The 12,343-nt window shown below is 68.5% G+C and carries 12 protein-coding genes; all 12 read right to left on the bottom strand.

What is annotated here, in order from left to right:
- Positions 1–500: 500 nt before the first annotated feature.
- Complete coding sequence (gene cyoE / locus AC1DYN_RS23795) at positions 501–1,385, bottom strand: heme o synthase (RefSeq protein ID WP_477963651.1); 885 nt, start codon at positions 1,383–1,385, stop codon at positions 501–503.
- Between the two features lie 12 nt (positions 1,386–1,397).
- Positions 1,398–1,712: a cytochrome C oxidase subunit IV family protein gene (locus tag AC1DYN_RS23790; RefSeq protein WP_477963647.1), complete on the bottom strand. Its 315-nt coding sequence runs from the start codon at positions 1,710–1,712 to the stop codon at positions 1,398–1,400.
- Between the two features lie 8 nt (positions 1,713–1,720).
- Positions 1,721–2,401: a heme-copper oxidase subunit III family protein gene (locus AC1DYN_RS23785; RefSeq protein ID WP_477963645.1), complete on the bottom strand. Its 681-nt coding sequence runs from the start codon at positions 2,399–2,401 to the stop codon at positions 1,721–1,723.
- Between the two features lie 9 nt (positions 2,402–2,410).
- Positions 2,411–3,031 carry a cytochrome c oxidase subunit 3 family protein gene (locus AC1DYN_RS23780; protein WP_477963643.1) on the bottom strand — a complete coding sequence of 207 codons (621 nt, stop codon included), beginning with the start codon at positions 3,029–3,031 and terminating at the stop codon, positions 2,411–2,413.
- On the bottom strand, positions 3,028–4,788 hold the full coding sequence (locus tag AC1DYN_RS23775) for a cytochrome c oxidase subunit I (protein ID WP_477963641.1): 1,761 nt from the start codon (positions 4,786–4,788) through the stop codon (positions 3,028–3,030). The genes AC1DYN_RS23780 and AC1DYN_RS23775 overlap by 4 nt, the downstream gene beginning before the upstream one ends.
- Positions 4,785–5,903 carry a cytochrome c oxidase subunit II gene (locus AC1DYN_RS23770; RefSeq protein ID WP_477963639.1) on the bottom strand — a complete coding sequence of 373 codons (1,119 nt, stop codon included), beginning with the start codon at positions 5,901–5,903 and terminating at the stop codon, positions 4,785–4,787. Before AC1DYN_RS23770 ends, AC1DYN_RS23775 begins: the two co-directional genes overlap by 4 nt.
- A gap of 9 nt (positions 5,904–5,912) precedes the next feature.
- Positions 5,913–6,431, bottom strand: a complete 519-nt coding sequence (locus tag AC1DYN_RS23765) for a hypothetical protein (RefSeq protein ID WP_477963637.1) — start codon at positions 6,429–6,431, stop codon at positions 5,913–5,915.
- 42 nt (positions 6,432–6,473) lie between these two features.
- Positions 6,474–6,989, bottom strand: coding sequence for a DUF1269 domain-containing protein (locus tag AC1DYN_RS23760; protein ID WP_477963635.1), 516 nt, complete (start codon positions 6,987–6,989; stop codon positions 6,474–6,476).
- 113 nt (positions 6,990–7,102) lie between these two features.
- Positions 7,103–7,741 carry an SGNH/GDSL hydrolase family protein gene (locus tag AC1DYN_RS23755; RefSeq protein WP_477963633.1) on the bottom strand — a complete coding sequence of 213 codons (639 nt, stop codon included), beginning with the start codon at positions 7,739–7,741 and terminating at the stop codon, positions 7,103–7,105.
- A 17-nt stretch (positions 7,742–7,758) separates the two neighbouring features.
- On the bottom strand, positions 7,759–8,961 hold the full coding sequence (locus AC1DYN_RS23750; protein ID WP_477963631.1) for a M48 family metallopeptidase: 1,203 nt from the start codon (positions 8,959–8,961) through the stop codon (positions 7,759–7,761).
- Positions 8,962–8,975: 14 nt separating this feature from the next.
- Positions 8,976–9,500 carry a demethoxyubiquinone hydroxylase family protein gene (locus tag AC1DYN_RS23745; RefSeq protein ID WP_477963649.1) on the bottom strand — a complete coding sequence of 175 codons (525 nt, stop codon included), beginning with the start codon at positions 9,498–9,500 and terminating at the stop codon, positions 8,976–8,978.
- Positions 9,501–9,608: 108 nt separating this feature from the next.
- Entirely contained in the window at positions 9,609–11,921 is a 2,313-nt protein-coding gene (locus AC1DYN_RS23740; RefSeq protein WP_477963629.1) for a pectate lyase-like domain-containing protein, read from the bottom strand.
- Positions 11,922–12,343 lie beyond the last annotated feature (422 nt).

The raw sequence follows: 12,343 nt of genomic DNA, 5'->3' as shown, positions 1-12,343 counted from the left end.
GCCTGCAGTGCACCGCCACCAGGGCTTCGACAGGCTCAGCCCGGCCCTTCGACAAGCTCAGGGCGAACGGGGGTTCCTTGCCACGGCCGGGTCCGTCGACAACCGGGTTTGCTCCAGCGAACGGCACCACCCACCCGTTCGCCCTGAGCAGGGACCGAGCTTGTCGAGGGCCCGTGTCGAAGGGTCCCTGCCGCAGCGCACCAGCGCCTGCAGTGCACCGCCACCAGGGCTTCGACAAGCTCAGGGCGAACGGGGGTTCCTTGCCACGGCCGGGCCCGTCGACAATCGGGTTTGCTCCAGCGAATGGCACCACCCACCCGTTCGCCCTGAGCAGGGACCGAGCTTGTCGAGGGCCCGTGTCGAAGGGTTCCTGCCGCAGCGCACCAGCGCCTGCAGTGCACCGCCGCCAGGGCTTCGACAGGCTCAGCCCGGCCCTTCGACAAGCTCAGGGCGAACGGGGGTTCCTTGCCACGGCCGGGTCCCTCGACAACCCGGTTTGCTCAGACCAGTGCATGGTCGGCCAGCAGCAGCGCGAACAGGCCGGACAGGTACGCGATCGAGTAACGGAAGGTCGGCATCGCCAGCCGCACGTCGCGGCGCAGGCGCCAGGCGAGCGCGACGAAGCGCGCGCCCAGCAGCATCGCGCCGGCCAGGTAGGGCCAGCCGCTCATGCCGATCGCGAACGGCAGCGCCGTGATCAGCACCAGGGCGACGGTGTAGTGCAGGATGCGCGCCGACGTGAAGGCCACGCCGTGGGTGACCGGCAGCATCGGCACCTCGGCGCGCGCGTAATCGTCGCGGCGGTGGATCGCCAGCGCCCAGAAGTGCGGCGGCGTCCACACCAGGATGATCAGGAACAGCAGCAGCGCACCCGGGTCGACCTGTCCGGTCACCGCGACCCAGCCGAGCAGCGGCGGTGCCGCGCCGGCCGCCCCGCCGATGACGATGTTCTGCGGCGTGCTGTGCTTGAGGAACATGCTGTAGACCACCGCGTAGCCAAGCAGCGATGCGAAGGTCAGCACGGCGCACAGCAGGTTCGTGAAGACCAGCAGCAAGGCCATGCCGGCCGAGCCCAGCGCGACGGCGAACGCCAGCACCTGCGCGGCGCGCACCGTCCCGCGCGGCAGYGGCCGGCCGCGCGTTCGCGCCATCAGCGCGTCGATGTGCCGGTCCACCAGGTGGTTGACCGCGGCCGCGGCGCCGGCCACCAGGGCGATGCCCGGCACGCCGAAGACCAGCGCGCGCCAGGGCGGCGGTCCGTGCGTCGACAGCAGCATGCCGACCACGGCGGTGAACAGCATCAGCGCGACGACGCGCGGCTTGGTCAATTCCAGGTAGTTGCGCCAGGGCGCATGCGCGGCCGCGAGGGAAGCGATGGTGTCGATGCGCACTGTGCTTCAGCGGAAGAACATGAGCCTGGTCAGGTGCGTGTGGCCGGCTTCGGACGCCATCAGCCCGACCAGCACCAACAGRCACAGCGGCGGCAGCAGGATCGCGCAGATCAGCGCCAGCCGCTCCCAGGCCAGGTGCATGAAGACCGCGACGATCAGCCCGGCCTTCAGCAGCATGAAGACCACGATCAGCGTCCAGCGCAGGATGCCGTGGAAGTGGAAGTAGTCGACCCCGTACGACAGCGTGCTGAGCACGAACAGCAGCGCCCAGATCTTGAGGTACAGGCCGATCGGATGCTGTTGTCCCGTTCCCGTCGTCATGGCTCACCTCACCACAGGTAGAAGAGCGCGAAGATGAAGACCCACACCAGGTCCACGAAGTGCCAGTACAGGCCGGCGATCTCGACGATCTGGTAGTTGCCGCCGTCGTAGCGGCCGCGCAGCAGGCGCACCGCGACGACGATCAGGTAGATCACGCCGGCCGTGACGTGCAGGCCGTGGAAGCCGGTGATCATGAAGAAGGTCGAGCCGAACTGCGCCGCCCCCATCGGGTTGCCCCAGGGGCGCACGCCTTCGAGGATCAGCTTGGTCCATTCGAAGGCCTGCATGCAGACGAACATCTCGCCGAAGGCGGCGGTGACGAACATCAGCGCCGCCGCGTTGACGCGGTCGCGGCGGTAGGCGCAGTTCACTGCCATCGCCATCGTGCCGCTGCTGGTGATCAGCACGAAGGTCATGATGGCGATCAGCAGCAACGGCACGTCGGAGCCGCCGACGTGCAGCGCGAAGACCTGGCTCGGGTTCGGCCACGGCACCGTGGTCGAGGTGCGCACCGTCATGTAGCCGGTCAGGAAGGAGCCGAAGATGAAGGTGTCGCTGAGCAGGAAGAACCACATCATCGCCTTGCCCCAGGCGACGTGGAAGGCCTGGCGGTCGGACGACCAGTCGGTGACCAGCCCGCGCCAGCCGGCCGGCGGTGCGGAGGACAGATCGTGGGCAACGGCACTCATGGCGGCTCCTCATCCCCTGCCGCAGATGAACCGGACCACGTCCGGCGTCAGCCAGCCCAGCGCGGCGAACAGCACCAGCCACACCGCGAGCAGGAAGTGCCAGTAGCGCGCGCACAGCGCGATGCGCCGCACCACGCGCGCCGGATCCGCCGGCCGCGGCAGGACCGCCGGCACCGTCGAGGCCCAGGCGGCCAGGCCGCCGAGCACGTGCAGCCCGTGCAGCGCCGTCAGCACGTAGAAGAAGCTGGCGGCCGGGTTGCCGGCCAGCCCCACGCGCGCGGACAGCAGCGATTGCCAGGCCCACAGCTGCACGCCGATGAACGCCATCGCGCACACGCCGCCGGCCAGCAGCAGGGTTCGCGCCGCGGGCCAGCGCGCGGCCCGGGCCGATGTGCCGGCCCGCTGCAGCAGCACGCTGCCGGCCAGCAGCAGCGCGCTGCTCAGCCACAGCTGCTGCGGCAGCACGATCGTCGACCAGTCTGCCGCGCCGTCCATTCGCATCACGTAGGCGGACAGGAAGAGCGCGAACAGCGTGCTCGCCACCCCGATGAACACCCACAGGCCGGTGCCCGGCGCACGCGACTCGGGCGTGTCGTCCATCGCGGGCGGCATCATGACGGCGCCGTTCATGTCGGCACCTCCCTGGGTCGCGCCGGCGGCTCGGGCTCCTGGCCACCGGCCTCGAGCGGTGCATCCTGCGCGATGAAATCCTGCGGCGCCCCCGGCACGCTGTAGGCATAGGCCCAGCGGTGCACGACCGGCAGCCGCGGCCCCCAGTTGCCATGCACCGGCGGCGTGTTCGGCGTGGCCCATTCCAGCGACGCGGCACGCCAGGGGTTGCCATCCGCCCGGCGGCCGCAGAACGTGCTCCAGACCAGGTTGTAGACATACACCAGCTGCGCCGCGCCCACCGTCAACGCGACCACCGTGATGAAGGCGTTCAGCGTGTGCGCCGAGGCCGGGATGAACTGGTAGTTCTCGTAGTTGTAGTAGCGCCGCGGCATGCCGAGCACGCCGAGGTAGTGCATCGGGAAGTAGATCAGGTAGGTGCCGATGAAGGTGACCCAGAAGTGGAACTTGCCGAGGCGGTCGTCCAGCATGCGGCCGGTGACCTTGGGGAACCAGTGGTAGATGCCGCCGAACACCACCAGCAGCGGCGCCACGCCCATCACCATGTGGAAGTGGGCCACCACGAAGTAGGTGCCCGACAGCGGGATGTCGACGCTGACGTTGCCGAGGAACAGCCCGGTCAATCCCCCGCTCAGGAAGGTGAGGATGAAGGCGAGCGTGAACAGCATCGGCACCGTCAGGTGCAGGTCGCCGCGCCACAGCGTGAGGACCCAGTTGTAGACCTTGATCGCGGTGGGCACGGCGATGATCAGCGTGCTGGTCGCGAAGAAGAAGCCGAACCACGGGTTCATGCCGCTGACGAACATGTGGTGCGCCCACACCACGAAGCTCAGCCCGCCGATGACGACGATCGCCCACACCATGGTGCGGTAGCCGAAGATCGCCTTGCGCGCGTGCACGCTGATCAGGTCGGAGACGATGCCGAAGGCCGGCAGGGCGACGATGTAGACCTCGGGGTGGCCGAAGAACCAGAACAGGTGCTGGAACAGCAGCGGGCTGCCGCCCTTGTAGTCGGTGGCCTGGCCGAGCGAGACCAGGGCCGGCATGAAGAAGCTGGTGTGCAGGGTCTTGTCGAGCAGCATCATCACGCCGCTGACGAACAGCGCCGGGAAGGCCAGCAGCGCGAGGATGGTGGCGACGAAGATGCCCCACACGGCCAGCGGCATGCGCAGCAGCGTCATGCCTTCGCAGCGCGCCTGCAGCACGGTGGTGACATAGTTCAGCCCGCCCATCGTCGTCGCGACGATGAAGATCAGCAGCGACACCAGCATCAGCACGATGCCGCCCTCGAAGCCCGGCGTGCCGGGCAGGATGGCCTGCGGCGGGTACAGCGTCCAGCCCGCGCCGGTGGGCCCGCCCGGCACGAAGAAGCTCGCGATGAGCACCAGCACCGACAGCAGGTAGACCCAGAAGCTCAGCATGTTCATGTACGGGAACACCATGTCGCGCGCGCCGACCATCAGCGGGATCAGGTAGTTGCCGAAGCCGCCGAGGAACAGCGCCGTGAGCAGGTAGATCACCATGATCATCCCGTGCATGGTGACGAACTGGTAGTAGCGCTCGGCGTTGATGAAGGCGAACTGGCCCGGGAAGCCGATCTGCAGCCGCATCAGGTTGGACAGCACCAGGCCGATCAGGCCGACCAGGATGGCGGTGCTGGCGTACTGGACCGCGATCACCTTGTGGTCCTGGCTCCACACGTACTTCGTGATGAAGGTCTGCGGGGCGTGGTGTGCGCCGGCGTCGACGTAGCTCATGACGGTTTGCCGTTCGATTTGATGTAGGACACCAGCGCCGCCAGCTCGTCGTCGGTCAGCTCGATCTGCGGCATGACCTGGGCGAAGCCCTTCACGGCGCGCGCCTTCGGGTTGCGGATGAAGTCCTTCAGGTAGGCCTCGTCGACGAGCGCGGTGGAGCCGTCGACCAGGGTCTCGGTCTTGCCGAACAGCCCCTTCCAGGTCGGCCCCACGCCGGGGCTGCCGTCGACCGTGTGGCAGGCCACGCAGCCCTTGGTCTGGGCCAGCGAGCGGCCCTGCGCGGCCAGCGAGCCGCCGGCAGTGCCGGCGCCGGCCGGCGCGGCGGCGGCCAGCGTCGCCGCGAAGGTGGGCTGCTGCTTCAGCCAGGCCTGGAACGCGGCGTCATCCTCGACCACGACGAAGCCGCGCATGTTGGGGTGGCCGACACCGCACAGCTGCGCGCACATCGATTCGTAGCGCCCGGGCTGGGTCGGCGTGAACCAGAACGAGCTCACCTGCCCCGGCACGATGTTCATGCGCGCGCGGAACTGCGGCACGAAGAAGTCGTGCAGCACGTCGTGCGAGCGCATCAGCACCTTGACCGGGTGGCCGAGTGGCAGGTGCACCTCGTTGCCCAGCACGATGATGTTGTCCTGCCCGGCGGGGTCGGCCGGATCGAGCCCGAGCGGGTTGCTGCCGCTGACGAAGCGGGCGTCGCTGCCGCCCAGTTTGCCGCTCGCGCCGGTCAAGCGGAAGCGCCATTGCCACTGCTGGCCGACGATCTCCAGCAGCAGCGCATCGGCGGGCGGGCGCACGTAGTCGGCGTAGACCGCCAGCCCCGGTGCCAGCAGGCCGACGATGCCCACCGTCGTGACACCGATCAGCCAGCGCTCGAGCCGCTTGTTCTCGGGTTCATAGGCGGCACGCTGGCCTTTGCGATGCCGGAAGCGCCAGACGGTGTACGCGACGAACAGGTTGATGACGACGAAGAACAGGCCGGTGATGGCCAGCGTGATGGCCAGCGTGTCGTCCATCTGCTTCCAGTTGGAAGCCAGCGGTGTCGTCCACCACGGCGTGACAAGGTGGAACAGCACCGACGCGACGACGATCACCAGCAGCGCGAGGGCGATGAGCATGGCCGGCGATCAGGGCTTGCGCCCAGGGCCAGGGCGGCGTCGCGCCAGTTTCCAGTACAACAGCGAGGCGGTGACGCCGAAGACGAGGTGGGCCGCGAACGTGGCCCAGCCGCGCAGCTCCACCAGCCATGCGAACACCTGCGTGGCCGCGTGGAAGCTGAACAGGTAGAGCAGCGCGCCGAACACGAGGCCGACGATCGCCAGCACGCCCGGCCCGGTGTCGTAGCGGAAGCCGGCGCTGATGAAGCCGAGCACCATGCCGAAGACGGTGCCCAGCACGTAGTGCGTGGCGAGCGCGGTGGCCACGATGGGCACGCTGAACATGTCGGACGCATGACCGGTGTCGGACCCCAGCACGATCGCCGCGACCAGCTGCGAGATGCGCCACGGGCCCATGCTGCCGGAGGCGGTGGCCCAGAGGAGTTCCAGCACCATCAGGACCGCGCCGGCGGCAAAACCGGACACCGCGGCCGCAGACCAGTCAGGTTCTTGCCGCTCCCAGCGATGCAGATGCAGTCGATGTTCCATCGTCACCTCCGTGCGGGAGGCGCCGTCGAATGGCAGCCCGGGTCAGGGAAACGCCGGGATGTTCGGCTCCACGCCTTCCAGATGAGCTTCCGGATGCAGGGTTTGCAAACGAGATTCGATGTCTTCGACGCGCGAGCGCGGCACGTCGACCATCAGCAGGATCTGGCCTTGCTCGATGGCGGACTCGAAGCGCTTGAGCCGGTGATTGGGGGTGGAGATGCCGATCAGGCTGGACGACCAGGCACCGAAGCCCGCGCCGACGATCGCCAGCACGGCGACCATGCCCCACTCGGGCGTGTCGCCGAAGATGGGGAAGAACAGCGCGGCGAAGACGCCGAGCACGGCGCCGGCAGCGCCACCGATGACCAGGCCGGCCTGGGCCGAACGCACCACGTCCGAGGTCTGCAGCACGTTGGCCGGGTGCAGTCCGGTGAGGACGACCCCCTCGCGTGCGACGAAGTGGATGTGGGGCTCGGCGATCCGGGCGAGCAACAAGTCGTCCATCGTCCGCCGGGCGCTTGCCAGGTCGGGCAACAAGCAATAGATGCGTCTGCGCATGGCCGCCTCCTTTGGTGAACCTTGGGTTCGAGAAGCCACTGGCGGCCACCGTACACCCATTCGACACGCTCGGCAACCGGGATTCGCCTTGCGGCACCCGCCGGAACGCGGGGCTACGCCATGCGCAGCAGGCGCGCCTCGCGCAAGCCATCGGTCGGGCCGATGAGCGCCGACACGATGGCATCGGCAATCTTCGCGCCGCCTTGCGACGAGGGCTCGATCGGATTGGCGTAGTCGGCGGGCAGCGTGCAGATCGAGCGCAGGTCCAGCACCGCCAGGCCATGGTCGGCGGCGACGCGCAGGATGGCGTCGTTGAACACCGTCAGCGCGACGGCCACGCACTGCTGGTAGACCGGGTCCGGGAAGTTGCCGTGGTAGATGGTGCAGGTCACCAGGGGCAGGCCGCGCGCGATGCATGCGTCGAGCATCCGGCGGTAGGCGGCCTCGAAGTCGCGGACGGCCGCATGCAGCAGGGCGAACGCTTCGCCGCTGACCGCGACCGGCGTCTGCAGCACGTCGGCACGCATCAGTGCGTCGTTGCCGCCGACGCTCAGCAGCAGGTGGGTCGCGTCCGATGGCAGCCGCGCCAGCTGCGCCGCGATGTCGTCCGCCATCGAGCCGTCGACCGCGCACAGCGTGGCTTTCCAGCCGGCAGGCAGGCGCTGCGCCACTTGTTCGATGACGGGTGGCCCGCCGGCGGTGTAGGCGCCGTTGTCGAGCACGGAATCGCCGAGGAGGACGAGATGGGGCATGGGATGAGGACTCCGTTTCAGTGTTCCAGCGAGGCCATGTAACGATTGACGAGTTCGCGCTCGATGCCCGGCGCCACGCGCGCGAGTTCGGCGTCGAGCGCGGCGCTCTCCGACTCGGTCATCGAGACCGGTGGCGCCTGCTGCGGCAAGCGATCGAGCGCCGCGACGCGGTAGCTCGTCGGGGGATGCGAGGCGTCGGCCTGCGCGCCCGACTGGGCGGCACGTTCGCGCCAGCGCTGCATGTCGGCCTCGGACACGGCGGCCGCGACGGCAGTGAACTTCGGCATCAGCGGCGCGGTGTCACCCGTCAGCGCGTGCCTGCGAAGCACGTCCTCGACCAGTCCGTCCAGCAGCAGTCGATCCAATGACGAGCGCAGGGCAGGCGCACCGACGATCCTGGCGGCCAGCGCATCGGCCCGGTACTCCGCACGCTGGGACTGGCGCATCACCAGCAGCAGCATGCCGCGGGCGACGAGCAGGATCAGTTCCGACATTGCCAGCATGGCCAGTTCGAAAGGAATGGCCAGCAGCGAAACCAGCGGTCCGCCCGAGTGCATGCCACGCCCAGCTCCACCGATCCCCATCGGCCGAACGAGTTGCGCCCACATGACGAGCGTGTGCAACGCGCTCGCCAGGAAGCGCCCCCGCAGCGGATCACCGTTCGCCCCGTGCGCGAGTTCATGCCCCATCACGGCGAGACGCTCCTGCGGTGACAGCACCGCCATCAGTGGAAGCCCGAGCGACATGCAGCGGCGCCCCCGCCAGCCTGCGGTGCCGTAGCTGGCGTTGAATTCGGGGGACAGCTCGATGCCGTCGACGCGAGGCGTGCCGATCGCATCCGCCAGGCGGTCCGCCAAGCCGTACAGCACCGGAAAGCCGTGGCGCGGCAACACGCTGTCGGGTTCGACGCCGAAGCGAGGCCTGCACGCCCACGCCAGGCACAGCAGCAGGAAGGCGCCGAACACCGCGAACGGGTTGCGCCACGGCGCCCACAGCACCGTGGCTCCGGTGATGGCGAACAGCAGGCTCGTCCCGTGGATGCCTGCAGCGATCAGGTACGCCCATGCCAGGCTCGCCGGCATCGACCGGCGCGCAGCCGGCGCTCCTTGGCTCGACTCGCGGGCCATGTCGTCGAACAAGCGCTTCGCCAACCGCAGCCCGAGTTGCTGGCGCAGCCTGTGGACCGCGGAGAAGCCGGCGCCCTGCACGGATGAAAGCATCGAGGAGCCTCTGCTCACAGTCGCATGCCGAGCCAGATCACCGACTCGGTCGAGGCCGCCACCAGCGGCGACAGCACGCGCGGCCAGAACTGGCCGGGGGCGAGATGCGAGGCGGACTGGTCGTGGTGGTGCTGCTCTTCATCGACGATCTGCCGGATGGCGGCGATCGCCGCATCGTCCTGGCCGGCCAGCACGGCGAGCTGCTCTTTCAGGTGCGACAGCACCACGCGCTCGACGGCGACCGTCGTGGCCGCGATCGCGTGCCGCCCGAACAGGCCGGTGATCAAACCGAGCAGCAAGCCGCCGGCACCGCACAGCCGGTAGCTGCGGCAGCGACGGACGCCGCGCCGCTGCAGTTCGGCCAGGAAGATCGCGCGATGCCGCTCTTCGTGCGTCTTGAATTCCTTCAGCTCCGCGACCATCGACGGTGCCGTCAGCCGGGCCACCAGGATCTGCCCGCGGTAGATGCCGATCGCGCCGTTCTCGCCAGCGTGGTTCACCTTCAGGATGCGGGCGCCGAGCGCCGAGTCGCTGGTCATCACGTGCGGGAGTCGGGAGTGGAAGCTGCGACGAATCTAGCATCCCCTCGGAGCGGAAGCGGCCCGCCGCTTCACAGCGACGGGCCGCCCTTCAAGCGAAAAGAGTGCTTACGGGAAGTTGATCACGTTCACCGGAATCGTCGACACGCCTTGTGCCGGCCCGCCGGTGTTGTTGACCACGTGGTCGATGACGCCGACGCCGCCCAGCGACACCGTCAGCACGCTGTGCAGCTTGACGCCCGGCGTGGCCGGGACCTCGAAGCCGCGACCGGCGTGGATCGTCGGGTCGATGTTGAAGAAGCAGTAGGCGCCGCCGCCCCACAGCTCGTGCGTGGTCACCGAGTCGGCCACCTTGTAGGCGGCGTAGCCCAGTGCGTCGCTGCGCCAGGTGGCCTGGTTGGGCGGGTCGTACGGGAACTCGTTCTGGAAGAAGATCGTCTTGCCGTTCTGGCCGTTCCAGACCACCTCGTACTTCTGGTAGTGCTCGACGAACAGGCCCGTGGCCAGCACGTCGTTGCCGTTCACCACGACGCCGGTGTCGGCGGTGTTGACGCCCCAGCCGGTGGGCGAGCTGCCGTGGTCGGCGCGCCAGGCCCAGATGTGGTCGATGAGGGTCTGGTGGCTGTTGACCACCAGGCTGTTCGTCGCCTTGCCGGACACCGCGCCGCCGATGCGGAAGAACACGTCATGCACGCTGATCGGGTTGGCGGCGTGGTTGTTGGCCGCGCCGGCCGGGCCCACCGTCAGCAGCGAAGGGCTGTTCACCGTGCCTGCGTCGAACAGCAGGCCGGCGACCTTGACGCCGTCGACGTCGGCCACGCTCATCGCCGTGACGCCGCCGACCGGCACCAGCGCCGGGAAGCCCAGGCCCAGCACCACGGTGTTGGCGCGCGTGATGCGCACCGTGTCGTTGAGCTGGTAGGTGCCCGGCGTGAAGAACAGGTTCAGGCCCTGCGCCAGCGCCTGGTTCAGCGTTGCGGCGCTGTCGGACGGCTTGGCGACGTAGAACTGGCTCATCGGGATCGACGTGCCCTGCGTCGCTCCGTTGGCCCAGCTCGCGCCGGACGCATTGGCACGCAGCGACGGCACGAACACGCGGTATTTGCCGGCGCCGTCGATGTACAGGTAGGGCTTGTCGCGCGAGAACGGCGTGGTCGGCAGCACGGTGTAGACCGGCTGCGGGAAGGTGGTGGCCGCGGGGCCGCCCGGCACGCCGGAGAACACCATGTTCCACACGCCGCCCGTCCAGCTGCCGAGGTTGCTGTCGCGGGTGTACCACTGCTGCTGCGAGCCCGAGCTGATCTGGCCGTCGATCTTGCTGTCGGCGATGTAGCCGCCGCTCGCATAGCCCTGGCCGCCGTCCATGTTGGACGGGCCCAGCGTCATGTTGCCGAGGATGTGCAGGCGGCGCATCGGCGCGGCCTGCGAGACGGCCCAGCGGTTGGTGCCGCCGTTCGGTACCACCGACAGGTTCTCGACCGAGCGCCAGAAGTTCTGCGTCGCGTTCTTCTCGTCGCCGAGGTTCCAGCCGCTGTCGACGTTGAGCGCGCCGTTCTGGAAGCGCACGTCATCCGGGTTCTGGCCCAGGCCCGCCACCGTGGTGTAGAAGCCGAGGTTGATCCACAGGTCGTTGTAGGTGCCCGGCTTGAACAGGAAGGTGAAGCGCTGGCCGCCGAACTGCGCGGTCGGGCTCTTGTTCATCGAATCGAAGGCGCTGTTGACCTTGGTGCGGATCGTGTCGATCGGCGTGGCCGGATCGAAGATCGACACGTTGGGCCCGAAGTCCGGCGTGTCCGAGGTCGGCAGCGTGCTGCCGTTGGTGGTGATCTTGAACGACGAGGCCAGGTCGTTGAAGCCGACGGTGCCGAGGTTCGGCGTGTCGGCCGTCAGCGTGACGGAGCCGCCGCCGTAGTTGATGTCGTTGAACAGCTGCACCTTGTAGCCCGCGCGCACCTTGACCGACGAGAAGCGGTCGTTCCAGGTGCCGCCGACCCAGCTGCTGTCCACGTCGGAACAGGTGACCGCGCCGGCGTAGTTGGCGTTCTCGTAGAAGCAGGCGATGCCGCTGGGCACCGGATCCGGCGGTGTGGTGCCGCCGACGGTGTAGCTGAAGCTCGGCGTGTCGTAGGCCGGGTTGCCGTTGTTGTAGGTGAACGAGTAGCTCAGCACGGTGCCGGTGACGGCGTTGGCGACGGCCTGCTCCCAGCGCGCGTTGGCGCTCGAGTAGGTCATGCGCACGTTCAACTGGCCGCCGTTGTTGACCTTGTAGTGGGCATCGACCCAGGTGGTGCTGACGCTGGACTTGAACCAGATCGTCGCGGTGCTGCCGGACACGGCCACGCCCTGCGTGTAGTCGGCCGCGCGGGCCGGCAGCGTGACGGCCGCCAGCAAGGCGGCACACGCCCACAAAAAGAACGTCACCCACGCACCGGCGCTTTTCGCGCGCGGGCGGGGGACGCGTTGCATCCCTGTTGAAGTCAACATGTCGATCTCCGTCAATGGGCCGGCCCTTGCAGGCTGGCGGAATCACGGGCGCACAGCGGCGCCCGCCGCAGGTGGAGCCGGATGCGGTGGTGTTTCTTTGCTTGCGGCGGATTGACGGTGATGGGTGCTCTTCAGGCCACTTGGAACCGGTTCCAAGGTGGAGATTAGCCGAGAGAGGGTGTAAGGGGATAGAGAGAAACCCGAAACATCGCGACGGGGTTGTCGCGTGGTGTAAGTGACAACAGGCGACTACATCCGCGCATGAAAAAAGGGCGGGCCCTCGCGGCGCCCGCCCCTGTCGTGTCCTGGAGGCGCAGCAAGGTCCCCACCCCGCTGTGCCGCCGGCACCCCCAACTGAC

Source organism: Rhizobacter sp. P2_D12 (assembly GCF_056404395.1).
Note: the sequence above shows the minus strand (reverse complement) of the source record. Positions and strands in the feature narration are given on the sequence as shown.